The sequence below is a fragment of the Streptomyces antimicrobicus genome, assembly GCF_020532625.1.
In the GTDB taxonomy this organism is placed as follows: Bacteria; Actinomycetota; Actinomycetes; order Streptomycetales; family Streptomycetaceae; genus Streptomyces; species Streptomyces antimicrobicus.
Genome location: NZ_JAJAUY010000033.1, coordinates 1 through 26,285, shown reverse-complemented (window position 1 = coordinate 26,285; position 26,285 = coordinate 1). Strand labels below are relative to the sequence as shown.

Annotated in this window: 19 protein-coding genes and 1 pseudogene; 8 read left to right on the top strand and 12 right to left on the bottom strand. The window is 74.0% G+C overall.

What is annotated here, in order from left to right:
* Window positions 1-289: 289 nt before the first annotated feature.
* Window positions 290-2,815 (top strand): ATP-dependent Clp protease ATP-binding subunit, encoded by a 2,526-nt coding sequence (locus LG632_RS11570; RefSeq protein ID WP_226726883.1) that lies wholly within the window; start codon window positions 290-292, stop codon window positions 2,813-2,815.
* An 86-nt stretch (window positions 2,816-2,901) separates the two neighbouring features.
* Here LG632_RS11570 and LG632_RS11565 read toward each other — a convergent pair whose 3' ends face one another.
* Window positions 2,902-5,862: an NACHT domain-containing protein gene (locus tag LG632_RS11565; protein WP_226726882.1), complete on the bottom strand. Its 2,961-nt coding sequence runs from the start codon at window positions 5,860-5,862 to the stop codon at window positions 2,902-2,904.
* A gap of 298 nt (window positions 5,863-6,160) precedes the next feature.
* Between LG632_RS11565 and LG632_RS11560 the strand changes: the two genes are divergently transcribed.
* A complete protein-coding gene (locus LG632_RS11560) occupies window positions 6,161-6,718 on the top strand; it encodes a M23 family metallopeptidase (protein ID WP_226726881.1) in 558 nt (185 codons plus the stop codon).
* Window positions 6,719-6,728: 10 nt separating this feature from the next.
* Here the strand turns inward: LG632_RS11560 and LG632_RS11555 are convergent, their stop codons facing one another.
* The 7 genes from LG632_RS11555 to LG632_RS11525 form a co-directional block, all read right to left on the bottom strand.
* Window positions 6,729-7,922 carry a LamG domain-containing protein gene (locus LG632_RS11555; RefSeq protein WP_226726880.1) on the bottom strand — a complete coding sequence of 398 codons (1,194 nt, stop codon included), beginning with the start codon at window positions 7,920-7,922 and terminating at the stop codon, window positions 6,729-6,731.
* A 91-nt stretch (window positions 7,923-8,013) separates the two neighbouring features.
* Entirely contained in the window at window positions 8,014-9,324 is a 1,311-nt protein-coding gene (gene cseC / locus LG632_RS11550) for a two-component system sensor histidine kinase CseC (RefSeq protein ID WP_226726879.1), read from the bottom strand.
* On the bottom strand, window positions 9,321-10,028 hold the full coding sequence (gene cseB, locus LG632_RS11545; protein WP_226726878.1) for a two-component system response regulator CseB: 708 nt from the start codon (window positions 10,026-10,028) through the stop codon (window positions 9,321-9,323). The genes cseC and cseB overlap by 4 nt, the downstream gene beginning before the upstream one ends.
* A gap of 49 nt (window positions 10,029-10,077) precedes the next feature.
* Window positions 10,078-10,701 (bottom strand): hypothetical protein, encoded by a 624-nt coding sequence (locus LG632_RS11540; RefSeq protein ID WP_226726877.1) that lies wholly within the window; start codon window positions 10,699-10,701, stop codon window positions 10,078-10,080.
* 23 nt (window positions 10,702-10,724) lie between these two features.
* Complete coding sequence (locus LG632_RS11535) at window positions 10,725-11,285, bottom strand: SigE family RNA polymerase sigma factor (RefSeq protein WP_226726876.1); 561 nt, start codon at window positions 11,283-11,285, stop codon at window positions 10,725-10,727.
* A 209-nt stretch (window positions 11,286-11,494) separates the two neighbouring features.
* A complete protein-coding gene (locus LG632_RS11530; protein WP_226726875.1) occupies window positions 11,495-12,478 on the bottom strand; it encodes an iron-sulfur binding domain-containing protein in 984 nt (327 codons plus the stop codon).
* 22 nt (window positions 12,479-12,500) lie between these two features.
* On the bottom strand, window positions 12,501-13,112 hold the full coding sequence (locus tag LG632_RS11525; RefSeq protein WP_226726874.1) for a phosphatase PAP2 family protein: 612 nt from the start codon (window positions 13,110-13,112) through the stop codon (window positions 12,501-12,503).
* Between the two features lie 222 nt (window positions 13,113-13,334).
* On the opposite strand from LG632_RS11525, the gene LG632_RS11520 reads away from it, so the two are divergent.
* A complete protein-coding gene (locus LG632_RS11520) occupies window positions 13,335-14,087 on the top strand; it encodes a hypothetical protein (protein ID WP_308108251.1) in 753 nt (250 codons plus the stop codon).
* 61 nt (window positions 14,088-14,148) lie between these two features.
* Here the strand turns inward: LG632_RS11520 and disA are convergent, their stop codons facing one another.
* Both disA and radA read right to left on the bottom strand, forming a co-directional pair.
* Window positions 14,149-15,273, bottom strand: a complete 1,125-nt coding sequence (gene disA / locus LG632_RS11515; RefSeq protein WP_125646829.1) for a DNA integrity scanning diadenylate cyclase DisA — start codon at window positions 15,271-15,273, stop codon at window positions 14,149-14,151.
* Window positions 15,274-15,407: 134 nt separating this feature from the next.
* Window positions 15,408-16,820 carry a DNA repair protein RadA gene (gene radA, locus LG632_RS11510; protein ID WP_226726872.1) on the bottom strand — a complete coding sequence of 471 codons (1,413 nt, stop codon included), beginning with the start codon at window positions 16,818-16,820 and terminating at the stop codon, window positions 15,408-15,410.
* A 230-nt stretch (window positions 16,821-17,050) separates the two neighbouring features.
* On the opposite strand from radA, the gene LG632_RS11505 reads away from it, so the two are divergent.
* Window positions 17,051-18,904 carry a BACON domain-containing protein gene (locus LG632_RS11505; RefSeq protein ID WP_226726871.1) on the top strand — a complete coding sequence of 618 codons (1,854 nt, stop codon included), beginning with the start codon at window positions 17,051-17,053 and terminating at the stop codon, window positions 18,902-18,904.
* 73 nt (window positions 18,905-18,977) lie between these two features.
* Here LG632_RS11505 and LG632_RS11500 read toward each other — a convergent pair whose 3' ends face one another.
* Window positions 18,978-19,790, bottom strand: coding sequence for a DUF3109 family protein (locus LG632_RS11500; RefSeq protein ID WP_226726870.1), 813 nt, complete (start codon window positions 19,788-19,790; stop codon window positions 18,978-18,980).
* Between the two features lie 62 nt (window positions 19,791-19,852).
* On the opposite strand from LG632_RS11500, the gene LG632_RS11495 reads away from it, so the two are divergent.
* The 4 genes and pseudogenes from LG632_RS11495 (at window position 19,853) to ilvD (ending at window position 24,519) form a co-directional block, all read left to right on the top strand.
* Window positions 19,853-20,791, top strand: a complete 939-nt coding sequence (locus LG632_RS11495; RefSeq protein WP_226726869.1) for a Ppx/GppA family phosphatase — start codon at window positions 19,853-19,855, stop codon at window positions 20,789-20,791.
* A 139-nt stretch (window positions 20,792-20,930) separates the two neighbouring features.
* Window positions 20,931-21,764 (top strand): sugar phosphate isomerase/epimerase family protein, encoded by an 834-nt coding sequence (locus tag LG632_RS11490; RefSeq protein WP_226726868.1) that lies wholly within the window; start codon window positions 20,931-20,933, stop codon window positions 21,762-21,764.
* 194 nt (window positions 21,765-21,958) lie between these two features.
* A pseudogene (locus tag LG632_RS11485) lies at window positions 21,959-22,564 on the top strand (TetR/AcrR family transcriptional regulator); the annotation flags it as partial.
* Window positions 22,565-22,668: 104 nt separating this feature from the next.
* The gene (ilvD, locus tag LG632_RS11480; protein ID WP_226726867.1) at window positions 22,669-24,519 is read left to right on the top strand and encodes a dihydroxy-acid dehydratase; all 1,851 of its coding nucleotides are present in this window, start codon (window positions 22,669-22,671) and stop codon (window positions 24,517-24,519) included.
* Between the two features lie 551 nt (window positions 24,520-25,070).
* On the opposite strand, the gene LG632_RS11475 is transcribed toward ilvD, so the two are convergent.
* A partial coding sequence (locus LG632_RS11475; RefSeq protein ID WP_226726866.1) for an outer membrane protein assembly factor BamB family protein occupies window positions 25,071-26,285 on the bottom strand: 1,215 nt, incomplete at its 5' end.

The following is a 26,285-nucleotide window of genomic DNA, read 5'->3' as shown; positions in this document are numbered from 1 at the left end:
TAGGACTTTCCTAGTGGATCGGGGCGACCCGCGGTTTTGACGGGCTCCCGTTCGCCATCGGCGTACAGGCGTGACGGGTATCTGCCTGGCCTGCGGGAACATCGTTCCCCACTATCGGGTTGGAGCAGTTGTCGGCTGTTCAAGCCGGTTTTTCCTCACGGTCGTGAGGGTGAGCCGCGGCGGATGTCGGCAGTTGGAATGAGCTGTCCCGTCCGTCGGGACTAGCATGCGGAAGGACAGGGCGGGGACCGACCCCGTACTGCCCGACCGCTCTGAGGAGCGAATAACGATGTTCGAGAGGTTCACCGACCGCGCGCGGCGGGTTGTCGTCCTGGCTCAGGAAGAAGCCCGGATGCTCAACCACAACTACATCGGCACCGAGCACATCCTCCTGGGTCTGATCCACGAGGGTGAGGGTGTCGCCGCTAAGGCCCTGGAGAGCCTCGGCATTTCGCTTGAGGCGGTCCGCCAGCAGGTGGAGGAGATCATCGGCCAGGGCCAGCAGGCCCCGTCCGGGCACATCCCCTTCACCCCTCGTGCCAAGAAGGTCCTGGAGCTGTCGCTCCGCGAGGCCCTCCAGCTCGGCCACAACTACATCGGCACCGAGCACATCCTGCTCGGTCTGATCCGCGAGGGCGAGGGCGTCGCCGCCCAGGTCCTCGTCAAGCTGGGCGCCGATCTCAACCGGGTGCGGCAGCAGGTCATCCAGCTGCTCTCCGGTTACTCCGGCGGCGGCAAGGAGGCGGCCACGGCAGGCGGCCCGGCCGAGGGTTCCCCCTCGACCTCGCTCGTCCTGGACCAGTTCGGCCGCAACCTCACCCAGGCGGCCCGCGAGTCCAAGCTCGACCCGGTCATCGGGCGCGAGAAGGAGATCGAGCGGGTCATGCAGGTGCTGTCCCGCCGCACGAAGAACAACCCGGTCCTCATCGGCGAGCCCGGCGTCGGCAAGACGGCGGTCGTCGAGGGCCTGGCCCAGGCGATCGTCAAGGGCGAGGTGCCCGAGACCCTCAAGGACAAGCACCTCTACACCCTGGACCTCGGTGCGCTCGTCGCCGGCTCCCGCTACCGCGGTGACTTCGAGGAGCGCCTGAAGAAGGTCCTCAAGGAGATCCGCACCCGCGGCGACATCATCCTGTTCATCGACGAGCTCCACACGCTGGTCGGTGCGGGTGCCGCGGAAGGCGCCATCGACGCGGCCTCGATCCTGAAGCCGATGCTGGCCCGCGGTGAGCTCCAGACCATCGGCGCGACCACGCTCGACGAGTACCGCAAGCACCTGGAGAAGGACGCGGCCCTGGAGCGCCGCTTCCAGCCCATCCAGGTCGCCGAGCCGTCGCTGCCGCACACCATCGAGATCCTCAAGGGTCTGCGCGACCGGTACGAGGCCCACCACCGCGTCTCCATCACCGACGAGGCCCTCGTCCAGGCGGCCACCCTCGCCGACCGGTACATCTCGGACCGCTTCCTGCCGGACAAGGCGATCGACCTGATCGACGAGGCCGGCTCCCGGATGCGGATCCGCCGCATGACCGCTCCGCCGGACCTGCGCGAGTTCGACGAGAAGATCGCCGGTGTCCGCCGGGACAAGGAGTCCGCGATCGACTCGCAGGACTTCGAGAAGGCGGCGTCCCTGCGCGACAAGGAGAAGCAGCTCCTCGCCGCGAAGGCCAAGCGGGAGAAGGAGTGGAAGGCCGGCGACATGGACGTCGTCGCCGAGGTCGACGGCGAGCTGATCGCCGAGGTCCTCGCGACCGCGACCGGCATCCCGGTCTTCAAGCTGACCGAGGAGGAGTCCAGCCGACTGCTCCGCATGGAGGACGAGCTGCACAAGCGCGTCATCGGTCAGAAGGACGCCATCAAGGCCCTGTCCCAGGCGATCCGCCGCACCCGCGCCGGCCTGAAGGACCCCAAGCGTCCCGGTGGCTCGTTCATCTTCGCCGGCCCGTCCGGTGTCGGTAAGACCGAGCTGTCCAAGACGCTCGCCGAATTCCTCTTCGGCGACGAGGACGCGCTGATCTCCCTCGACATGTCGGAGTTCAGCGAGAAGCACACGGTTTCCCGCCTCTTCGGTTCGCCCCCCGGCTACGTGGGCTACGAAGAGGGCGGCCAGCTCACCGAGAAGGTGCGCCGCAAGCCGTTCTCCGTCGTCCTCTTCGACGAGGTCGAGAAGGCCCACCCGGATATCTTCAATTCCCTTCTCCAGATCCTGGAGGACGGTCGCCTGACCGACTCCCAGGGCCGGGTCGTGGACTTCAAGAACACGGTCATCATCATGACGACCAACCTGGGTACCCGGGACATCTCGAAGGGCTTCAACCTGGGCTTCGCCGCCCAGGGCGACGTCAAGACCGGCTACGAGCGCATGAAGGCCAAGGTCAACGAGGAGCTGAAGCAGCACTTCCGCCCCGAGTTCCTCAACCGTGTCGACGACACGGTGGTCTTCCACCAGCTGTCGCAGGAAGACATCATCCAGATCGTCGACCTGATGATCGCCAAGGTGGACGAGCGCCTCAAGGACCGCGACATGGGCATCGAGCTCAGCGGCGAGGCCAAGCTTCTGCTGGCCAAGCGCGGCTACGACCCGATCCTGGGCGCCCGCCCGCTGCGCCGCACGATCCAGCGCGAGATCGAGGACGTGCTCTCGGAGAAGATCCTCTTCGGCGAGCTGCGTCCGGGTCACATCGTCGTCGTCGGCACGGAGGGTGAGGGCGAGAACATCAAGTTCACCTTCCGCGGCGAGGAGAAGTCGGCGCTGCCCGACGTCCCGCCGATCGAGGCGACGGGTCCGGGACCGGACCTGAGCAAGGGCGCCTGAGCCGGCACGGCTGCGGCGCACCACGGGGCGGCCCCGGGACCTCACGGGCCCGGGGCCGCCCCGTTCTCGCAGGAGCCGCCGTCGGGCTACATGTCGTAGGCCTGCGGCACGATCCGCAGCTCGACGCCGGGGAAGGCCGTGCGCAGCTTCTCCAGGACCCGCGGGGCGACGTAGTCGTCCTCGTAGCGCCACAGGACCTTCAGCGCGGGCAGCCGGGCGTGGTCGGCCAGCGCCTCCAGGACGTCCACGCTGACGGTCAGCTCCTGGAGCTGCCCGAGCCGGGCGAGGGCCTCCCAGTCGGCCCGGCCGGTCGGCCGCCAGGCGTATCCGGGGTCGAGCACCCGCACACCGTCCGGCAGGTCGTGGACGGACCAGTCGGCCCGGCCGAGCAGCCGCAACGCCCGCAGCCGCGACCAGCTGCGCAGGACCGGTCCCAGGCGCAGCGGGTTGATCAGGTTGAGCTCCACCTCTTCGACGGGCAGCCCGGTCAGCCCGGTCAGGGCGTCCAGGCCCTGGACCTGTTCCAGTGCCGACCAGGCGTCCAGCGTCAGCTTCCGTACGGTGGTGCAGCGGCGGAGCTCCAGCACGTCGACCTGGGGCAGCCGGGACAGGACCAGCTCCGCCACCGGGTACCGCCGCGCGAACGCGGTCAGGCCGGCCGCGGTGACGTCCCCCAGGACGTGCAGGGCGGGCGGATGGTCGAACACCGGCAGGTGCGCGAGCTGTGCGTCGGACACCAGCCGCAGCCGCCCCGGCGGTGGATCGAGCCGGGCGAGCACCTCGCGGGCGTACAGGGCGGTGTCGAAGCGGGGCCAGAACTGCGGCAGCTGCTCGCGCACCTGCGCGGAGGGGTGGCTGACGTAGCGGGACAGGTGGTCCACGGCGGGCTCGGAGCCGGTCCCGGCGGCGGCGAACATGGCCAGCCGGGCCGTCCGGTGGTCGCCGGCCATCGGATGGGGCAGGACGTCGAGCACCAGCGGTCCGGCGGCGTTGCCCAGCTGCTCGGCGGCGGCGGGATCGGCGGGCGGCCACAGCCGCGCCAGGGCCGCCGTGGCCTCCTTCCGCAGCCCCGGATCCAGCTCCGCCGCGTACTCCAGGCAGGCCACGGCCAGCAGGGACGAGCGGGTCGTGCCCTGGTCCAGGAGGGCGCGCATGATCTCGCCGCGTTCGCGGGGGCGGCCCTGGGCGACCGCCATGCGGATGACGTCCTCCCACTGGTCGTCGTCGGCGTGCCGGGCCAGTTCCCCGGTGCTGCCCTCGTCCAGGGCGGCCCGGGCCCCGAGGAAGTCCTGGAAGGTGCGGTGGACGAACTCCACGGTGTCCTCGGTGGGGGAGCGCAGCAGGCCGGTCCGCTCCAGGAAGTGCTGGCAGACGCTGCGGGCGTCGCCCAGTGTGCGGGCCGCCTCCGGTACGGCCGGCAGCGCGGCCGCGATCAGCTCCTCCGCCCGGTCCCGGGCCAGCTCGGTGCGCCCGTTGCGGATCAGCCAGTACGCCAGGCGCTGGAGGAGCTGGAGCTGGGGCTCCTCGCCCAGTTCGGGGGCCCGTACCCGCCGCTCGCGGTCCCGGCGGTGCAGCAGCATCGACAGGGCGGCCGTGTACAGCTCCTTGCGGCCCGAGGGCAGGAAGCCGTGGCGTTCGCGGTGCAGGGCGCAGATCAGCCCGCACAGCAGAGGGCTGGTGGCCAGCCGGGCGAGCTCGGGCTTGCCGCGCACGGCCTGGCGCAGCTGGTCGCGCAGGTGCGGGAGGTCGGCGTCGCGGCGGGGGTCGCCGGTGACGGCGGCGTCGTGCCAGCGGTCGATGAAGGTGCGGACGTGCTCCCGGTTCATGGGGGCCAGGGTCGTCTCGGTGAACTGCTCGCCGCGGAGCCAGTCGGCCCGGACGGCCGCGGGGCGGGACGTGACCAGCCAGGCGTTGTCGGGGAAGGCGGTGATCAGCTCGGCCAGCCAGGCGCGGGCGCCCGGCCGTTCGGCCTCGGGGATCTCGTCGATGCCGTCGACCAGCACCATGGCCCGGCCCGCCCGCAGCACCCGTGACTCCCAGCCCTCGGGCTGGCTGCCGGCCAGGGCCGAGCCCGCGGCGGCCAGGAAGTCCCGGGGGGTGGGTAACCGCTCGCCCTGGCGGGTGAGGGTGCGCAGCGGGAGGACGAAGGGGACGAGGGCGTCCGCGGAGCGGGCGGCGGTCACCGCGAGGTACTGGATCAGGGTGGTCTTGCCGGACCCGGCCTCGCCGCGCAGCATCACGCGGCCCCGGTGCGGGCCGCGGGAGGCCCGCGCGGGCGGCAGGACGGCGCGCTGCCAGAGCGCCGGCAGGTCGGGGGCGGGCGGGGCCGCCGGGTCGCCGGAGGGCAGTGCGGTGACCTCCAGGCTGACGTAGGCGGTGTCCAGGGGCCAGCGCTCGGTGCCGGGCTCCAGGTCGAGCCCGTAGATGGTGAGGGTGCCGTACCGGCGGGCCACGTACGTCCGGTAGTCCGCCTCGAAGGCCAGGTCCCGGGCGTCCTGCCGGGGCAGCCGGTCCCGTACGTCGTCCAGCGCGGCGGCGACCTCGGCGAGCCGGCGGGACTGGTCGACGAGGGTGGCCGGGACGAACGTGGAGCGCTGGGTGAAGAAGGTCAGGATGTGCAGGCAGGCGGTCTGCAGCAGCCGCTCGTGGAAGAGCGCGGCGTCCCGGGACAGGCCGAGGTCGGGCGCCTGGGCGCGCAGGGCCGCCGCGAAGGCGGCCGGGCCGAGGGCGACGGCCTGGGCGTCGGTCATGGTCAGGTCGCCGAGCGCGTGCAGGGTGACGGCCAGGGCGGTGGCCACCCCCGCCTCCTCACCCTTGGGCAGCGGGCGTTCGCCCGGTGCGGCCAGCGCGCGGGCCACCAAGGTGGTGGCGAGCTTGTCCAGGTCGGCCTGGTCGAGGGCGCGTTTCTCGGTCCAGGAGACGTAGGAGGACAGGCGGACCGGTTCGTGCACCAGGCCGGCCCCGTCCCCGGGCGGGCGGAACAACTTCTTGAGCAGCGGCGTCAGCGTGCTCGACGCGAGCCGGATCCCCACCATCGATGCGTCCACGACGCGTGAGCGTAGCGAGGGTTGCGGGACTTTGGTCCGGAAGCGGGGGGTCCGGGGTCCTCGCGCGGTGACAAGCCGCACAGAACAAATCGGACCTACGAGTTCAATTCGTAGATCATCGGCATATGCCGGTAGGGGTGTCACCGCAGGAAGGAGCCGTCAACCAGGTGGGCCACACACCCCCCTGCTACGACCTTCGGTAGTAAAAGGGAGGTTTGGGAAGTCCGCCGGGCTCGGGTTACCAAAGACGGGCCCCGCTTCGGGGCGCCACCCGAGCACCGTCCCCGGAGGATCCCCCATGTCCGTGAGCAGCGCCCGCACCCGCCGCATCCGCACCGCCGTCGTCGCCACCGGTGTCGGAGCCGCGCTCGCGTTCGGCGTCGCCGGGACCGCCTCCGCCGCCGGGTCCGCCGCCGGGACCGCGGCCGGGAAGTCGGCCGTGTGGGGCGCCCCGCTGGCCAAGTACACGCTGTCCGCCACCTTCGGCAAGGGCGGCTCGCTGTGGTCCCACAAGCACTCCGGCCAGGACTTCGCCGTCCCGGTCGGCACCCCGGTCAAGGCCGTGCACGGCGGTGTCGTCGTCAAGGCCGGCGGGAACGGCGCAGGTGACGGCCCGGCCTACGGCAACGCCATCGTGATCAAGCACGCCGACAAGACGTACTCGCAGTACGCCCACCTGTCGAAGATCCAGGTCAAGGTCGGCCAGAAGGTCACCACCGCGCAGCAGATCGGCCTGTCCGGCAACACCGGCAACTCCACCGGCCCGCACCTGCACTTCGAGATCCGCACGACCCCGAACTACGGCTCGGCCGTCAACCCGGTCGCCTTCCTGAGCAAGGCGGGCGTCCGCCTCTGACGCCCCGGCGTCAGATCAGCCAGGCGTGGGTCGGCTTGCCCAGCGCGTCGAGCTTGCCGGAGTCCAGCGTCGCCACCTGCTGCGGGGTCAGCACCTTGTCCCAGAACCGGATGCGGTCCATCGACCCCACCCAGGAGCCGCTCCACACCCCGTGGTGCCGGGCCCGGCCCAGCTGGAGCGGGCCCGGGCCCGCCCAGATGCCGGGGACCTGCGCCTGACCGGCCGGCTTGTCGTTCACGTACAGGGTGATCGTCTTCGTGCCGGCGTCGTAGGTGCCGGTCAGCTGGACCCACTTCCTCTCCGGGTCGGCGCCCGCGTCCGCGACGACCTGCTGGGTGGTCGCGGCGGCGCCCTGGTCGCCGGTCTGCACCCGGAAGACCCATGATTTCTTGCCGCCGCCCGCCTCGAAGCCGAGCTCGAACGAGAACGAGTTCCCGTCACCCTGGCTGATCGCCATGCGCGAGCCGTTGTCCACCACCGTGTAGACGCGGGTGGTGATGGTGAAGCTCTTCGTCACGTCGACGGCCTGCTCCGGGCCCTGCGCGTACGACTCCGGGCCGCCCTTGAGCCGGATCTCGTCGCGGTTGTCCATCGTGAAGACGTCGACGTCCTGGGACAGCGCCAGGTGCACCGGCGGGCCGGCGTTGCCGCGGTCGCGCAGCAGCTTGGGGTTGCCGCCCACGGTGGGGGAGTTGTCCTCGGACTTCGAGGGGCTCGGGGAGGCCGAGCCGGAGGCCGCCGTGTTCGGCTTGTCCGGACCCTTCTGCGAGCCGCCGCCGAGGGCCAGGTAGCCGCCGACCACCGCGAGCACCACGGCGACCGCCGAGCCTGCGACGATCATCGCCTTGCGCCGCGAGCGCCGGCGGTCGTTGTCGTCGGCCAGGGCCTGCCAGTCCGGCTGCGGGCTCGGGCTGAACGCGGCCGGCTCCGGCTGCGCGCCGAAGGGCTGCGGCTGCGGCTGCGCCGCGAACTGGCCCGGCTCCGCCCCGAACTGCCCCGGCTCCGCCCCGAACTGCCCGGGTTCCGCACCGAAGGGGCCCGGCCGGTCCCCGAACTGGCCCGGGCCCGGGGCCGGCTGCGGCTGGTACGGCCCCGGCTGCCCGGTCTGCGGGTAGCCGTAGCCGCCGCCGGGTATCTGCCCCGGCGGGTAGCCGTAGCCGCCGTTCTGCTGGGGGGTCTGGGGGCGATCCGTACCGTCAGTCATGGCACGGATGCTAAGACATCGGCCGTGCCGTGCGAACGGCCCGTGGCCCCTCGCGTCCCCCGCTGCCGTCCGGCGCCCCCCCGCACCCCCGTCAGGGAACCCCGATCACCGGGAAGCTGCCCGTCGTCGTCGGCGCGTGTTCGGGGAGCCACAGGACCGCCACCGCGCCCGCGGCCGCGCCCTCGCGGTCCGTGCCGCCGGGGCCGGCGACGTTGCGGAACGTCAGGCGGGCGCCCAGGACGCGGGCCTGTCCCTCGGCGATGGTCAGGCCCAGGCCGTGGCCCACCCCGGCGCGGTCGGTGGAGCCCGTGCGGAAGCGGCTCGGGCCCTCGCGCAGCAGGGCCTCGGGGAAGCCCGGGCCGTGGTCGCGGACCCGTACGACCCGGCCCTCCACGTCCACCTGCACCGGCGGCTTGCCGTAACGGCCGGCGTTGGCCAGGAGGTTGCCCAGGATCCGCTCCAGCCGGCGCGGGTCGGTGCTGACGATCTCGTCGGCGACGATCCGTACGGACGCCTCCGGCATCAGCGCCGACACCCTGCGGGCCACGAACTCGCCCAGCGCCACGTCCTGCAGCTCGGCCCGCTCCGAGGCGCTGTCCAGCCGGGCCACCTCCAGCACGTCCTCGACCAGGACCCGCATCGCCTGCGCCCGGTCGCGCACCAGCTCGGTCGGCCGGCCGGGCGGCAGCAGTTCGGCGGCGGTCAGCAGGCCGGTGACGGGGGTGCGCAGCTCGTGCGCGATGTCGGCGGTGACCCGGCGCTCGGCCTCCAGTCGCTGCTGGAGCGCGTCGGCCATGGCGTCCACGGCCCGCGCCAGGTCGTCGGTCTCGTCGCGCACGACGCCGCCCACGGCGTCCCGCACCCGGACGTCGGGGTCGCCGAGGGCCACCTTCCCGGCCGCGGCGGCGGCCTGGCGCAGCCGGCGCGAGATCTGGCCGCCGATGAGCACGCCGAGCGCCGAGCCGCCGATGACGACGGCGAGCGAGCCGATCGCCAGGGCCCGGTCCAGGTCGCGCATCATGTTGGCGCTCTCGCGGAACTGGCTGTGCAGCGACAGCACCTGCCCGTTGCCGAGCGGCACCGCCGCCCACACCTCGGGCAGCCCCCGCGGCTTCTCCTGCACGTAGGTGCCGCGCCGGCCCGAGCGGGCCTTGTCCCGCAGCTCCTGCGGCAGTTCGGGGTCGTTGAGCTTGGCACCCATGGGCGGCTTGCGGCCGGCCTCGGCGTTGCGGGAGATGTACTGGACCCGGTCCAGCTGGGTCTCGCGGGCGCTCTCCAGCATCGAGACCCGGGCCGCGCTGTGCACCACCAGGCTCAGTGCGAGGGTGATGAGCGCGCCCACGGCGGCGATGGCGATGGTGATCTTCCAGCGGATCCCCGTGCGCAGGGTGAACCGCTTCATGCCTTGAGCTTGTATCCGAAGCCCCGGACCGTCTCGATCCGGTCCTGGCCGATCTTGGTGCGCAGCCGCTGGACGTGGACGTCCACGACGCGGGTGTCACCGCCCCAGTCGTAGTCCCAGACCCGCTCCAGCAGCCGGTCGCGGGACAGGACCGTGCCGGGGGCGGAGGAGAACTCCAGCAGCAGCCGCATCTCGGTCGGGGTCAGGGCCACCGGGGCGCCGGCCCTGCGGACCTCCATGCCCTCGGTGTCGACCTCCAGGTCGCCGAACGACAGCACGCCGCGCTCGGGGGAGCCGTTGTCCTCGGCGGCGGCGCCGTTGCCCGGGCCGCCCGCGTGGCCGAAGCGGCGCAGCACCGCGCGGATCCGGGCGACCAGTACGGAGCCGTCGAACGGCTTGGTGACGTAGTCGTCGGCGCCGGCCTCCAGGCCGAGGACCACGTCGATGGAGTCGGCGCGGGCCGACAGCATGATCACCGGCACGGTCGACTCGTCACGGATGCGGCGGCACAGGCTGACCCCGTCCATGCCGGGGACCATCACGTCGAGCAGCGCGATGTCGGGCCGGTGGGCCCGGAACGACTCCAGGCCCGACAGCCCGTCGGGCATGGCGGTGACCACGAACCCGTCGCGCTCCAGCGCCAGGGTCGTGGCCTCGCGGATGACGTCGTCGTCCTCCACGAACAGGACATGGGTCTCGGCCATGCGGAAAGCCTCGCCTCCAGCTCTTCGTCAGCTCTTCGTCGGGTCTTCGTCAGTTCTTCGCCGTCGCGGCCGGGGCCGGCTGGCTGCCGCCGTCGACCACGTTGCTGTACTCGGTGTGCACGCGGTCGTGCTCCAGGAACTTCTCCCCGTTCCACCGGTAGGTGATCACGTCCTCCCCCGAGGGGTAGGCCAGCGCGTCGGTCTTGCCGTACACGGGCTTGGTGACCACCAGGTCGCCGCGGTCGATCTCGGCGTAGACGGGCGGCTGCTCGTCCGAGAAGACATTCTCGTACTTGCCGCTGTCCTCGCGGTACACGTACGAGCCGAGCCCGACGGCGTCGGCGCAGGACAGGACGTTGACGACGACGTCGACCACCGGGCTGCCGGTGACCTTCCCGTAGCTGACGTCGATCGGGTACTCCTTGCCCGTGCAGGGCTTGAGGTCGCGCTTGACGGCCGAGCTGACCTTGGGGTCCGCCTTGATGAGGGCCACCGGGTCGATCTTCTTCAGGCCGGAGGGCGAGGGGGTGGGCCGGCCGTCCGTCGGGGGCGGGGCCGTCTTGGCGACCTGGTCGGTGCGGGCCGGCCCGCCGTCGCGCAGTCCCGTACCGCCGTCGGAGCACCCGACCACGAACAGCACAGTGCCGACGAGGACGACCGTCCCCGCCGACATCAGTACCAGCGAACCTCTGCCGTTCAGGCCGCGCACCGCTCCCGCCCCTCGTGCTGCAGGCTGCGGTCACCGCGCTCCAGGGCGCGCAGGTCCAGGTCCCGGCTCTCCAGCTCCTGCCGGAGCCGGGCCAGGGCGCGGTGCAGAGTGCTCTTCACGGTTCCCGCCGACATCCCGAGCGCCGCGGCCGTCTCCTCGGTGCTCATCTGCTCCCAGTGTCGCAGCACCACCACGCTGCGCTGCTTGGGCGCGAGCACCTTGAGGATGTCCATCAGCAGGGCGCGGTCGGCCCGCTGCTCGGTGCCGTCCTCGATGCTGGCGTCCGGGAGCTGCTCGGTGGGGACCTCCTCCAGCTTGCGGGCGCGCCACCACTCGGTCCGGGTGTTGATCATGACGCGGCGCAGGTAGGCGTCGGCGAGGGACTTGTCGGCGATGCCGTCCCAGCGGCCGTACGTGCGCACCAGCGCGGTCTGGAGCAGGTCCTGCGCGTCGGTCGGGTCCGGGACCAGGCGGCGGGCGCTGCGCAGCAGGGCGTCCTGCCGGGTGCGGACGTACTCTTCGAATTCGAGTACCTCGCCGTGCGCCATCTCAGACCGCCCTCCGTGTCCTGTCCCGTTCTGACGGATCCGAAGGTACGGAGGGGTTGTCACGAGGCTGTGCGAGCCAGACCTCGATGGGCGCACGGACACCCATAGGTTGTGTAACAACGCCTGTGAGCTGCGGTTTCCCCGGTAGAAGCGGAACCTGTGCGTCAGTTTTCGATCACGTCGCGTTCATGTCGGGGGACCCTGGGCGATCACGTGAGCGGCAGCCGGTAGAACCCGTCGGCGAGCGGCTCCACGAGGCCGTCGCAGACCAGTCCGTCCAGGGCGCGGGCCCGCTGCACCGGGTCGTTCCACACCGCGTCGAGCATCGCCTGGGGCACCGGGCCGGTCGCCTCGCGCAGCACCGCCAGCAGCTTGCCGCGCACCTGCCGGTCGGTGCCGGCGTACGTCTGCCCGCGCCGCGGCGGCCCGTCGTGGGCCGGCTTGCCGGCCAGCCGCCACGCGCACAGGCCCGCCACGGGGCAGCGGGCGCAGTCGGGGTTCTTGGCCGTGCACACCAGCGCGCCCAGCTCCATCGAGGCCGCCGCCCAGCGGGCCGCCGTCTCGTCGTCGGCGGGCAGCAGGGCCCGGGCCAGGCGGCGTTCGGCGGCGGTGGTGGCGTTCGGCGGGTACTCCACGCCGGTCGCGGTCCGGGCGAAGACGCGCCGGACGTTGGTGTCCAGGACCGGGTGCCGCTGGCCGTACGCGAACGAGGCCACCGCGGCGGCCGTGTACTCGCCGATGCCGGGCAGGGCGAGCAGCTGGGCGTGCTCGCGCGGTACGTCGCCGCCGTGCCGCTCCGTTATGGCCACGGCCGCACCGTGCAGGCGCAGGGCCCGGCGCGGGTAGCCGAGCCGGCCCCAGGCGCGGACGGCCTCGCCGGGTGCCTCGGCGGCCAGGTCGGCGGGCCGGGGCCAGCGGGCGAGCCACTGCTCGTAGACCGGCAGGACCCGGCTGACCGGGGTCTGCTGGAGCATGAACTCGCTGACCATGACCCCCCACGCGCCCGCCTCGGGACGGCGCCACGGCAGGTCGCGGGCGTTCTCCTCGAACCAGGCGATCACGGGGGAGTGCAGGGCGCGGGCGCCGGCGGCGTCCGGCAGGCCCGGACCCGGACCGGCCGCGCCGGAGGACGCGGAGGCGGGGGAGGGGGAGGCGGAGGACGCGGCGGCGGGGGCGGATGCGGAAGCAGTCATGACAGACGCATCCTGGCACGGATCAGCCCTGGTTCGCCGGGCCCGGCCCGGCGAACCAGACAGCGGCACGGGCGCCGCCGGCGCGCATCGCGCGGACGACCGTAGCGGCCGGGCCGGTCAGCGCCAGGACCACCAGCGGGGCCACGGAACCGCCCAGGAGCAGTCCCATCGCCACGTCGTGGGGGTAGTGGACGCCGAGGAACACCCGGGAGAAGGCCATCAGCAGCGCCAGCGGCACCGTCAGCAGGCCGAGCCGGCGCGAGGCCATGGCGAGGGCGAGGGCGGCGGCGCCGGCGATGGCCGAGTGGTTGCTCGGGAACGACCAGTCGCCGTACGGGGGACAGGGGATCAGCGAGGCGGCGGCGCCCGCGACGGCCCGGCACGGCCGTTCCTCGTCCACGGTGGACTTCACCACCTCCGACACGACGTACGCGACCGCCGTGGCCAGGGGCGCGAGCACGGCGACGGCGACCCGGCGCGGCTCCTCGCCGCGCGCCCGCCACCAGACGGCGACGAAGAGCACGCCGAAGAGGACGATCCCGGCGGAGGTCCACCATGCGACGGCCGTCTGCAGCCAGCCGGGGGTGGAGTGGGCGGCACCGGTGATGTCGCGGTAGAGGTCCGAACTGTCCATGGTGACCGACAGTACTCAAAGTGGATGATCGGCTTCATGCCACGGTTGGCCGAATCTGGTCCCCGACACGCCCAAGCGAGATGATCATCGGCAGAACTCGCCGTGTGCGGCGGCATGTAGGGCGCGGATCGGCCTCCGGATTCTCGTAAAGTTCCCTGCGTGGGATCTCTGCGCAATCCGGTCGGGCCACTCCCCTCCTCCATCTACTGGCGACGGAGGGCGGTGCTGGCTTCCGTCGTGGCGCTCCTGGCACTGCTCGCCGTATGGGCCGTCAGTTCCGGTGGGGGCGGCACCGGATCCACGAACGGCAAGGGGCAGGGCGGCCCCGATCCCGTCGCCTCCATCACCCCCGGCGCGCCCGGCACCGGACCCGCCATCACCCAAGCCCCGGGCGGGCGCGACGAGTCGGGCGGCGGCACGGGCTCCGGCAGCGCCGGCTCCGGTTCGGGCGCGGGCGGTACGGACCCGGGGGCGGCCGCGGGCGGCTCCGGCAAGAACGGCGACCAGGGCGCCCACTCCGCCACGGGCTCCGGCTCCGGCGGCGGCCAGGTCCCGGCCGACTCCCCGCTGCCCACCTGCGCGCCGAACGCCCTCCAGTGGGAGGTCCGCAGCCTCAAGAACGAGTACGCGCCCGGCGAGCGCCCCCGGCTGGAGCTGATCACCCGCAACGTCTCCGGCACCACCTGCAAGGCCGATCTCGGCCCCAGGCAGGCCGTCGTGACGATCCTTCAGGCCAGCGGCAACAAGGCGGTGTGGTCCTCCGACCACTGCCCGAGCGGCGCGGGCAACGTCTTCTACCGGCTGCCCGCGCAGAGCCGGACCGCCCAACCCCTGGAGTGGGACCGCTCGTTCAGCGCGGCCGGCCAGTGCCAGAGCCCGCCGCAGGGCAGCGCCGCACCCGACACCTACGTGGTCGAGGTCAAGGCTCCGGGCATGCCGGTGGCACGCACCTCGTTCGTACTGAAGCAGGACTGAGCGCAGCGCCCCGGGGCGGCCCCGGGGCAGGGCGCGGAGGGTCCGGCGGCTGCGGCGGCGCTCAGACGTAGCGTTCGAGGATGGAGGACTCGGCGAGTCGCGACAGGCCCTCGCGGACGCTGCGGGCGCGGGCCTCGCCGACGCCGTCGACCGTCTGGAGGTCGTCCACACTGGCGGCCAGCAGCTTCTGCAGTCCGCCGAAGTGCTCCACCAGCCGCTCGATGATCGCGCCGGGCAGCCGCGGGACCTTCGCCAGCAGCCGGTAGCCGCGCGGCGAGATCGCCGAGTCCAGGGTCTCCGGGGAGCCGGTGTAGCCGAGCGCCCGGGCCACGATCGGCAGCTCCAGCAGCTCGGCGTGGGTGAGGGAGTCCAGCTCGGCCAGGGCCTCGTCGACGGTGCGGGAACGCTTCGCCGTGGGCTCCGGGACGTAGTCGCGGATGACCAGTTCGCGCTCCTGCTCGATGCCGACCGTGAGCTCGTCCAGCTGGAGCGAGAGCAGCCGGCCGTCCGTGCCGAGCTCCACGACGTACTCGGCGATCTCGGTCGCGATCCGGCGGACCATTTCCAGTCGCTGCGCGACGGCGGTGACGTCGCGGACGGTGACCAGGTCCTCGATCTCCAGGGCGGACAGGGTGCCGGCCACCTCGTCCAGGCGGAGCTTGTACCGCTCCAGGGTGGCCAGCGCCTGGTTCGCCCGGGACAGGATCGCCCCGGACTCCTCCAGCACGCGCCGCTCGCCGTCGACGTAGAGGGCGATCAGCCGCATGGACTGGGACACGGAGACGACGGGGAAACCGCACTGCTTCGACACGCGGTCGGCGGTGCGGTGGCGGGTGCCGGTCTCCTCGGTGGGCAGCGACGCGTCGGGCACCAGCTGGACGCCGGCCCGCAGGATCTTGCTGATGTCCTTGTCGAGCACCACCGCCCCGTCGAGCTTGCACAGCTCGCGCAGCCGGGTCGCGGTGAACTCCACGTCGAGGACGAAGCCGCCGGTGCACATGGCCTCGACCGTCTTGTCCATGCCGAGGACGATCAGGCCGCCGGTGTTGCCGCGGACGATCCGCTCCAGACCGTCGCGCAGCGGCTGACCAGGGGCAACGGCCGACAGCGAGGCACGCATCAGTGCCTCGTGCTTGGCGCTCGCGCCGGACTTTCCGGGTGCTGCTGCCCCGTCCTTGGCTGCCACTGCACTCCTCCGGTCGCGGGTTGCGCCGCCGGGCCGGGGCCGGGCGGACCAGCCCAAAGTCTACCGGCGCAACCCCAGCCGCTGCCGGGGCTTCCCCCAGCGCCCCGCGAAAGGCCGCGCGCGGCGCGGGCCCGTCAGGACTCGGACGGGGGCTTGGAGGCGGCCCGGCGTGAGCGCGGCAGGACGCGCAGGGCGTCCGTCATGTCGGCCACCTCCAGCACCTTCATGCCCGGCGGGACCTTGCCGGGGTCGCCCGGGACCAGGGCGTGGGTGAAGCCCAGCCGGTGGGCCTCGGCCAGCCGCCGCTGGACGCCGGTGACCCGGCGGACCTCGCCCGCCAGCCCCACCTCGCCGATGGCCACCAGGTTCTTCGGCAGCGGGGTGTCCGACGCCGCCGAGGCCAGGGCCAGCGCGACGGCCAGGTCCGCGGCCGGCTCCGACAGCTTCACGCCGCCCACGGTCGCCGAGTAGATGTCCCGCTTGCCCAGCGCGCTGATCCGGCCCCGCTGCTCCAGCACGGCCAGCATCATCGACACCCGGGACGTCTCCAGCCCGGACGTCGTCCGCCGGGGCGAGGGGATCTGCGAGTCCACGGTCAGCGCCTGCACCTCGGCCACCAGCGGCCGCCGGCCCTCCAGCGTCACCGTCAGGCACGTGCCCGGCACCGGCTCGGCCCGCCGGGTCAGGAACAGGCCCGACGGGTCGGCGAGTCCCGTGATCCCCTCGTCGTGCAGCTCGAAGCAGCCCACCTCGTCCGTGGCGCCGTACCGGTTCTTCACCCCGCGCACCAGCCGCAGCCGCGCGTGCCGGTCGCCCTCGAAGTGGAGCACCACGTCCACCAGGTGCTCCAGCAGCCGCGGACCGGCGATCGCGCCGTCCTTCGTCACATGTCCCACCAGCAGCGTGGACATGCCGCGCTCCTTGGAGGCGCGGATCAGCGCGCCGGCCACCTCGCGCACCTGGGCCATGCCGCCCGGCGCGCCGTCGATCTCGGGCGAGGCGACCGTCTGCACCGAGTCCAGGACCAGCAGCGACGGCTTGACCGCGTCGAGGTGCCCGAGCACCGCCGACAGGTCGGTCTCGGCCGCCAGGTAGAGGTGGTCGCTGATCGCGTTGATCCGGTCCGCCCGCAGGCGCACCTGGCTGGCCGACTCCTCGCCGGTCACGTACAGGGTGCGGTGCTCCCCGCTCGCCGCCTTGGCCGCCACGTCCAGCAGCAGCGTGGACTTGCCGACGCCCGGCTCGCCCGCCAGCAGCACCACCGCGCCCGGCACGAGTCCGCCGCCGAGCACCCGGTCCAGCTCGTCGACCCCGGTCGAGCGCGCCGCGGCCTGCCGGCCGTCGACCTGGCCGATCGGCAGCGCGGCCGTGGAGACCCGACCGGCCGCCGTGGTGCGCACGGCGGGCGCGCCCTGCTCCTCGACGGTGCCCCAGGCCTGGCACTCGGGACAGCGGCCGAGCCACTTGGCGGTGGTCCAGCCGCACTCGGTGCAGCGGTAGGACGGCCGGTCCTTGGCGGACGAACGGGAGGTACGGGCAGCAGCCATGCGGCCCACCGTATCGGCCGCCACCGACAGCGCCGCCGACGGCGGTCGCCCCGGGGCCCGACGGCGGTCGCCCCGGGGCCCGACGGCGGTCGCGCCGGGCCACGCCGGCGGCCCCCGCGGGGCCCCCGCGTCAGGGCCGCTGTCCCCCTTCGTGCGATCTCTTCACCCGTAAGGGTTAAAACTGCTGAAGGCTTCCGGACGCTCACCCGCACGACCCCTACCTTCGCCGGGTGAGCAGCAGCAATCAGGCCCGCCCCGCTTCGCGCACCGGCGCACACCGGGCGCACGGGCGCACGCCCCCCGAGGAGGAACAGCCGCCCCCCTTCCGGCACGAGCCCTATCTGGACGGCCTGTTCACGTACTGCCTCTCGGTCCTGTGCGACCACGACACCGCCACGAGCGTGCTCGGCGAGGTCCTGGCCGTGGCCGAGCGCAACCCCGGCCGGTGTCCGGACGAGACGGACCGCCGCGCGTGGCTGTACGCGCTCGCCCGCTGGGCCTGTCTGCGCACGCTCGCCGAGCAGCGGCAGGGCAGGGCCGCGCACAGCGTCCGGCGTACGCCGGAGCGCAGGGGCGCACATCATGCCCCTGCGGGTGCGCCCCCTCTCTCCGGGGCGCTCCCCGTCTCCGGGGAGCTGCCGGTCTCCGGAGCCGCCCCGGCCCCGCCCCCGGCCCCCGCCGCCCCTGTCCCCGCACCCGCCGCGGCCCCCGCGCTCGACGTCTACGCCTACCGCCGCACCGAGCTGGCCCGGCTCGCCTGGCCCGAGGCCGCCGGGACCACCCCCGAGCAGCGCGAGGCCCTCGAACTCGCCGTCCGGCACCGCCTCGCCGTGCCCGAACTGGCCGCCGTCCTCGGCACCGCCCCCGCCAACGCCCGCGAACTGCTCTCCGGTGCCGCCTGCGAGGTCGAGCGCACCCGGGCCGCCCTCGCCGTGGTCGAGACCGGTGGCTGCCCCGCCGTCTCCCGCCTCACCGGCGACAGCCAGCTGCTGCTGTCCACCACCCTGCGCGCCGAGCTCGTGCGCCACGTCGACGACTGCCCGCGCTGCCGCCGCGTCGCCGAACGCGTCGGCGCCCGCGCCCCCTGGCCCGGCTCGGGGACCACCGACACCGCCGCCCTGCCGCTGGTCGCCGCCCCCCGCCGGGCCGTCCACGCCGCGATGGTGCGCGCCGGGCGCCCGCGCGGCCGGGCCGCGCGCCCCCGCTTCGACCGCGCCGGTTTCCCCATGGACCCGCGCGACCGCGCCGCCCGCCGCGACCGGCTGCGGGCCCGCGCGGTGACCACCACCGTGGTCGCCACCGTCGTCGCCGCCCCCGTCCTCGCGCTGTGGGCGGCGTACCGCGGCGCTCCCCACACCGAGGAGCACACCGGCCCCGGGCACACCCGGATCTCCGCCAGCGAGTCCGAGTCGCCGGCCACCCACTCCGACGGCCGCCCCTTCACCGCCTACGAGAACGCCGGCAACGCCGCCCGCAGCGGGGCCGAGCCCACCTTCGGCACGGGCGGCGCGGTCACCGACGTCTCGGTGGAGATCCTCAGCACCGGGGCGCCGACGCCCCCGCCCGGCTCCCCGCCGCCCACCACCGGTCCCGGCCGGATCACGGTGACGGCGGGTTCGCGCGGCGGGACCACGTTCTTGACGCTCACCGCCTCCGGCGGCGCCCCCGTCGACTGGCACCTGTGGTCCGACGCGTCGTGGCTGCACGCCAGTCAGGCCTCGGGACGGCTGCTCCCCGGAGAATCGGTCACCCTGCGGATCACCGTGGACCCCGCCGCCCAGCCGGTCGGCCCATGGACCGCCCGCGTCGGGGTGGAGCCCTCCGGCGCGGTGATCTCCGTACGCGGCACGGGCCGGCAGACCGGGCCCCCGCCGGGCCCCACGCCGCAGCCGACGCCGCCCGTGACCGGGTCGCCGAGCACCGGTCCGACGCCCACCCCGAGCCCGCCGGAGCCCACGCCCACCCCGACGCCGACCCCCACCCCGACGCCCACCCCGACGCCCACGCCGACCACTCCGGCCCCGGAGCCCGGCCCCACGGACGGCACCGCACCCTCCGACCCGCCCACCGCCCCGGCCGGCTGACGACGACGCCCGGGGCGGCCGCGGCTCAGGCCGGCCGCGGCTCAGGCCGGCTTCGGCTCAGGCCGGCTTCGGCTCAGGCCGGCTTCGGCGGGTCGGCCGGGTGCGGGGCCATCGGCAGCAGCGAGGCCAGCCGGGCCTCGCACAGCTCGACCAGGGCGTCGTAGCCCTCCTTGCCCATCAGCTCGGTCAGCTCCGCCCGGTACGAGACGTAGACCGGCTCGCCGGCCCCGTGCGCGGAGGTCGCCGAGGTGCACCACCAGTGCAGGTCGTGACCGCCCGGACCCCAGCCGCGCCGGTCGTACTCGCCGATGGAGACCTGCAGCACCCGGGTGTCGTCGGGCCGGTCGATCCAGTCGTACGTACGCCGGATCGGCAGCTGCCAGCACACGTCCGGCTTGGTCTCCAGGGGCTCGCGCCCCTCCTTCAGGGCCAGGATGTGCAGCGAGCAGCCGGCGCCACCGGCGAAGCCGGGCCGGTTCTGGAAGATGCACGAGCCCTGCCAGCGGCGGGTCTGCTTCTCCCCGTCGTCGTCGAGCTGCGTCCAGCCGGAGGCGGTGCCGACGTCGTGGAACTGCCACAGCTCCGGCGTCAGCCGGGCCACGTGCCCCGCCACCCGCGCCTCGTCGTCCTCGTCGGAGAAGTGCGCGCCGAGCGTGCAGCAGCCGTCGTCGGCGCGGCCCTCGCGGATGCCCTGGCAGCCCTGGCCGAAGATGCAGGTCCAGCGGGAGGTGAGCCAGGTCAGGTCGCAGCGGAAGACCTGCTCGTCGTCGGCCGGGTCGGGGAACTCCACCCAGGCCCGCGGGAAGTCCAGGCCCTTCTCGTCGGGCTCGCCGCGGAAGGCGGTCCCGGCGGACTTCTTGCTCTTGGCCTTCTTCTTGTCTGGCACAAACCCAAGCGTAAGCGCCCCTCACGTCACCCGTCCGCGTCCGTGCCAGTAGCGTTTCGCACATGAGACTCGGTGTCCTTGACGTGGGTTCGAACACGGTCCACCTGCTGGTGATGGACGCGCACCCCGGTGCGCGCCCGCTGCCCGCGCACTCGCACAAGGTGGAACTGCGCCTGGCGGAGCTCCTCGACGAGCACGGCGCGGTCGGCCCCGAGGGCGTCGAGCGGCTGGTGTCGGTCATCGCGGGCGCCGTGCAGGCGGCCGAGGACAAGGGCTGCGAGGACGTGCTGCCGTTCGCCACCTCGGCGGTGCGCGAGGCCACCAACGCCGACGAGGTGCTGGAGCGGGTCCGCAGCGAGACCGGCGTGGACCTGCAGGTGCTCAGCGGCGAGGACGAGGCGCGGCTGACGTTCCTGGCCGTACGCCGCTGGTTCGGCTGGTCGGCGGGCAAGCTGCTGGTCCTCGACATCGGCGGCGGTTCGCTGGAGATCGCGTACGGCATGGACGAGCAGCCGGACGCCGCGGTGTCGCTGCCGCTGGGCGCCGGCCGGCTGACCGCGGGCTGGCTGCCCGGCGACCCGCCGCAGCCGGACGACGTCCGGGCCCTGCGCCGGCACGCGCGGGCGCAGATCGCCCGGGCGGTCGGCGAGATCACCCGGCTCGGCGCACCCGACCACGTGGTCGCCACGTCCAAGACCTTCAAGCAGCTGGCCCGGATCGCGGGCGCCGCCCGCTCCGCCGAGGGCCTGTACGTGCCGCGGACCCTGAGCCGCAAGGCGCTGGAGGACTGGGTGCCCCGGTTGTCCACGATGACGGTCGCCGACCGCTGCACCCTGCCCGGCGTCTCCGCGGGCCGGGCCCCGCAGCTGCTGGCCGGCGCGCTGGTCGCGGAGGGCGCGATGGACCTGTTCGGCGTGGACGACGTGGAGATCTGCCCGTGGGCGCTGCGCGAGGGCGTCATCCTGCGCCACCTGGACCACCTGCCGGTGCCGGCGGCCTGAGCGGGGGCCGCGCGGCGCGGCCCGCTCACCGGCCGCCGCGGGGGGCGCCGGGTGGGGCCCGTCTTCCCGGGACCCCTACCCGCGACCCTACCCGCGACCACTACCGGCGGCCCGAACAGCCGCCCCGTACGCTGTCCCCGTGGCAGAACCAGTGGTGCGCATCCCGGACGCGAAGGTCGCCCTGTCCACCGCCTCCGTCTATCCGGAGTCCACGGCGACGGCCTTCGAGACCGCCGCGCGCCTCGGCTACGACGGCGTCGAGGTCATGGTCTGGAACGACCCCGTCAGCCAGGACGTCGACGCCCTGCGCCGGCTGTCCGACCAGCACGGCGTGCCCGTCCTCGCCATCCACGCCCCGTGCCTGCTGATCACCCAGCGGGTGTGGTCCACCGATCCGTGGACCAAGCTGCAGCGGGCCCGGTCGGCCGCCGAACGGCTCGGCGCGTCCACCGTCGTCGTCCACCCGCCGTTCCGCTGGCAGCGCCAGTACGGCCGCGAGTTCGTCAGCGGGATCTGGCGGATGGCCGAGGAGACCGACGTGCGGTTCGCCGTGGAGAACATGTACCCCTGGCGCTACCGCGACCGCGAGATGCTCGCGTACGCGCCCGAGTGGGACGTCACCAAGGACGACTACCGGCACTACACGGTCGACCTGTCGCACACCGCGACCGCCCGGACCGACGCCACCGCCATGATCGACCGCATGGGCGACCGCCTCGCGCACGTCCACCTCGCCGACGGCAGCGGTTCGGGCAAGGACGAGCACCTCGTGCCGGGCCGCGGCACCCAGCCGTGCGCCGAGCTGCTGGAGCGCCTCGCCCGCAACGGCTTCGACGGGCACATCGTCCTGGAGGTCAACACCCGCCGGGCCATGTCGTCGGCCGAGCGCGAGGCCGACCTCGCCGAGGCGCTCGCCTTCACCCGGCTGCACCTGGCCTCGACCGGCGCGACGGACCCGGCGCGGCGCCGATGACGCCCGCCCCGGCCCCCGCCCAGGAACCGGTGCCCGGTCCCGCTGCCGGCCCCGCTCGGGGCGCCGCCTCCGGTCCGGCCCCGGACCGGCCCGCGCCCGCGGCACCGTCGGACCGGTCGTCGGGCCGGTCGTCGGGCCGGTCGTCGGGCCAGCCGTCGGACCGGTCGTCCGGCCAGCCGTCCGACCAGTCGCCGCCGCGCCGCCGCCGCGGTCCCGGCCGCCCGCCCCGGGACGAGGCCGACGACGGCCCCAGCACCCAGGAACGGATCCGCCTCGCCGCCCGCCAGGTCTTCGCCGAGCGCGGCTACGACAAGACCTCCGTCCGCGGCGTCGCCAAGGCCGCCGGGGTGGACCCCGCCCTGGTCCACCACTACTTCGGCTCCAAGGACGACCTGTTCGCCGCCGCGATCGAGGTCACGATGGAGCCCGCCCTGGTCGTCCCCGCCCTCCTGGGCGAGGGCCCCGACGGCATCGGCGAGCGCCTGGCCCGCTACTTCCTCGGCGTCTGGGAGAACCCGGCCACCCGGGCCCCGCTCCTCGCCGTCATCCGCTCGGCGCTCACCCACGAGGCCGCCGCCAAGGTGCTGCGCGGCCTGGTGCTGCGCCGCGTGCTGTCGCGGGTCGCCGCCGACCTCGACGTGCCCGACCCCACCTTCCGCGCCGAGCTGGCCGCCTCCCACATGATCGGCATCGCGCTGCTGCGCTACGTCGTCCAGGTCGAGCCGCTGGCCAGCGCGGAGCCGGAGGAGATCGTGACCCTGGTGGCCCCGACCCTCCAGCGGTACCTGACCGAGGAATGACCCCCACGTCCCGCCATGCGGACAAGGTGTCCGCATGGCAGGCATGAGGCGTAGCCTCGTACGTGAGCCTTATCCGCATCCATGGATCATGGGGAGTAGACCCGATGCCCGAGCTGAGGTCCCGCACCGTCACCCACGGCCGCAACATGGCGGGCGCGCGCGCCCTGATGCGCGCCTCGGGCGTAGCGAGCGAGGACATCGGCAAGCCGATCGTCGCGGTGGCCAACTCCTTCACCGAGTTCGTGCCCGGTCACACCCACCTCGCCCCGGTCGGCCGGATCGTCTCCGACGCCATCCGCGCGGCCGGCGCCGTGCCCCGCGAGTTCAACACCATCGCGGTGGACGACGGCATCGCCATGGGCCACGCCGGCATGCTCTACTCCCTCCCCTCCCGCGACCTGATCGCGGACAGCGTGGAGTACATGGTCGAGGCGCACTGCGCCGACGCCCTGATCTGCATCTCCAACTGCGACAAGATCACCCCCGGCATGCTGATGGCCGCGATGCGCCTGAACATCCCCGTGGTCTTCGTCTCCGGCGGCCCGATGGAGGCCGGCCAGGCCACCCTGGTCGACGGCACGGTGCGCAAGCTGGACCTGATCGACGCCATGGTCGACGCCTCGAACGAGAACGTCTCCGACGCCGACGTCCTGCGCATCGAGGAGAACGCCTGCCCGACCTGCGGCTCGTGTTCCGGCATGTTCACCGCCAACTCCATGAACTGCCTCGCCGAGGCCATCGGCCTGGCCCTGCCCGGCAACGGCTCCGTCCTCGCCACGCACACCGCCCGCCGCGCCCTCTACGAGGAGGCCGGCCGCACGGTCGTGGAGATCACCAAGCGCTACTACGAAGGCGGCGACGAGTCCGTCCTGCCCCGCAACATCGCCACCCGCCAGGCCTTCGAGAACGCCATGGCCCTCGACATCGCCATGGGCGGCTCCACGAACACGATCCTGCACCTGCTGGCCGCGGCGCAGGAGGCGGGCCTGGACTACGACCTCAAGGACATCGACGAGGTCTCCCGGCGCGTGCCCTGCCTGGCCAAGGTCGCCCCGAACGTCGCCCCGGGCGGCACGTACTACATGGAGGACGTGCACCGCGCCGGCGGCATCCCCGCCATCCTCGGTGAACTGCACCGCGGCGGGCTGCTGAACAAGGACGTCACGACGGTCCACTCCACCAACCTGGAGGACTGGCTGGCCAAGTGGGACGCCCGCTCCGGCACGGCCACCGAGGAGGCCATGGAGCTGTGGCACGCCGCCCCCGGCTGCAAGCGCTCCGCCACCGCCTTCTCCCAGTCCGAGCGCTGGGACTCCCTGGACCTGGACGCCGAGAACGGCTGCATCCGCTCCGTCCAGCACGCGTACAGCAAGGACGGCGGGCTGGCCGTGCTGCGCGGCAACATCGCCGAGGACGGCTGCGTGGTCAAGACGGCCGGCGTCGACGAGTCGATCTGGACCTTCGAGGGGCCGGCGGTGGTCTGCGAGTCGCAGGACGAGGCGGTCGAGAAGATCCTGACCAAGCAGGTCAAGGCGGGCGACGTCGTCGTCATCCGCTACGAGGGCCCGCGCGGCGGGCCGGGCATGCAGGAGATGCTCTACCCGACGTCGTTCCTGAAGGGCCGGGGCCTGGGCAAGACCTGCGCCCTGGTCACGGACGGCCGCTTCTCCGGCGGCACCTCGGGCCTCTCCATCGGCCACGCCTCGCCGGAGGCGGCCTCGGGCGGCACGATCGCCCTGGTCGAGGACGGCGACCGGATCCGCATCGACATCCCGAACCGCTCGATCGAGCTCCTGGTGGACGAGGCCACGCTGGCGGCCCGCCGCGAGGCCCTGGGCGGCGTCTACGCTCCGCGCAACCGCGAACGCAAGGTCTCCGCGGCCCTGCGCGCCTACGCGGCCATGGCCACCAGCGCCGACAAGGGCGCGGTCCGCGACGTCTCCAAGCTGAACTGACCCCCGGCCGGGTCCGCACGGGCTCGGCCCCGACCCGGTCTCGGCGCGCGGCCCGGGCCCGGCCTCACGGGGCTCGCGCCCGGCCCGGCCTTCCCGCGCGCGGCCCTGGCCCGGCCGGACGGGGCTCGGCCCCGGCTAGCTCTTCCCGCGCGGCCCAGGCCGCGCGGGGCTGTGATCGGCGGCTCTGCCGTGGGGGCGTCGGTCCCGCTCGGCCTCCGGGAAGGGTCCGCCCCTGGACTTGGGCCGGCCGCCCTCGGACTCGCTCTCGGGCCGGCCCCGCCCGGGCCGCACGGGGCGCGGCCCCCGCCCGGGCCGCGTGGGTTTCGGCTCCGGCCGATGGCTCCGGGGCTTCGCCCCAGGGTGCGCGGTGTTGGCAGTGGCGGACGCCGGACGCCGGGCGGCGGTGGCGCCGCGTCAGGCGGGTACCGGGCCGGGGCACTCCAGCCCGCGCGGTGTTCGGGCGCACCCGCGCGGAGCCGCCGGGATGCCAGCCCGTTCCGTCCCTCGCGCGACCGGGGAGGCCGGGTCGAGCCGCGGAGTGGGGGCAGGCCTTACCAGGAGGCCGGGTTCGCGGTCGGGGCCGCGAAGACGGTGCCGTCGGGGGCCGTGGCGAAGACCCGGTCCCCGCCCACCACCGGCGCCGGCAACGTCGCCGCGTACGTGTTCTGCCCGTCCGCCATCCGCGGCCTGGTCTGCCCGACCAGCCGCCGGCCTGCCGCGTCCACCGCCAGCAACCGCCCGTCGGGCGCGCTCAGATACACCTGGCCCGCCCCCGGCACCGGCCGCGACGCCACCGTCACCCCCGTCTCCAGCCGCCACTCCTCCCGCTCCCCGCGTACGGCCACCAACGCCCCCGACGTCCCGAAGACGTACACGGTCCCGTCCGCCCCCACCCCCGCCTGCGCCTGGAGCAGCGGCGCGGACAGCCGCGCCCGCCGCACCGCCTGCGTCCCGAGGTCGATCCGGACCACCGCCCGCGCCTGCGACGCCTTGTCGTTCTCCAGCAGGAACAGCCCGCCCTGCGCGACCCCGACCGGCTCCACCAGCCCGGTGACCCGCAGCTGCCGCCGGACCGTCCCGCTCGCCGGTTCCACCTCCGCCACCTGGGTCGAGGCGCCGTCCGCCGCGGGCGTCGCCACGTACAGCACGGCCGCGCCGCCGGCCCCGGGCAGTTCGGGCCCGGCGCACCACAACGAGCCCGGCCCGCCGAGCTGCTTGGTCCAGCGCGGGCTTCCCGTCGCCGAGTCGAGGCCGGTGACGCCGCCGTCCGGGGCGGCCAGGAGCGTCTGGGGCCCGGCGGGCACCACCTTCGCGCCCTGCGGCAGCTTCCGCCTCCACCGCTCCGCGCCGGTGGCCGGATCCAGCGCCAGGACCGTCTCGCTGCCCGGCGCCGCGGCGAGCACCAGCCCGGCGGCGTACAGCGGCGCCCCGCTCTCCGCCGTACGCCCCGGTGCCGCGGACGCCGGTACCGACCACGCCACCCTGCCGTCGGCCGGGTCGAGCCGGGCCGCGGTCAGGCCGGGCCCCGAGCAGTACAGCGCCTGCGCCAGCCAGGCGCACGCCGAGGCCGGGTTCACCCGGCTGCGCGAGCCCAGCGGCACGGCCCAGGGCTCGACCACCCCGGCCCCGGCCCCGGCACCGGACGCGGCTGCACCGTCCCGTACGGCGGACCGCCCGCCGGAGCCCGCCCCGCCCGAGCCACCCGAACCGCCCGGCCCGTCCGCGAAGCCGACGTACCCGCCGACCCCACCACCCGGGACACCGCG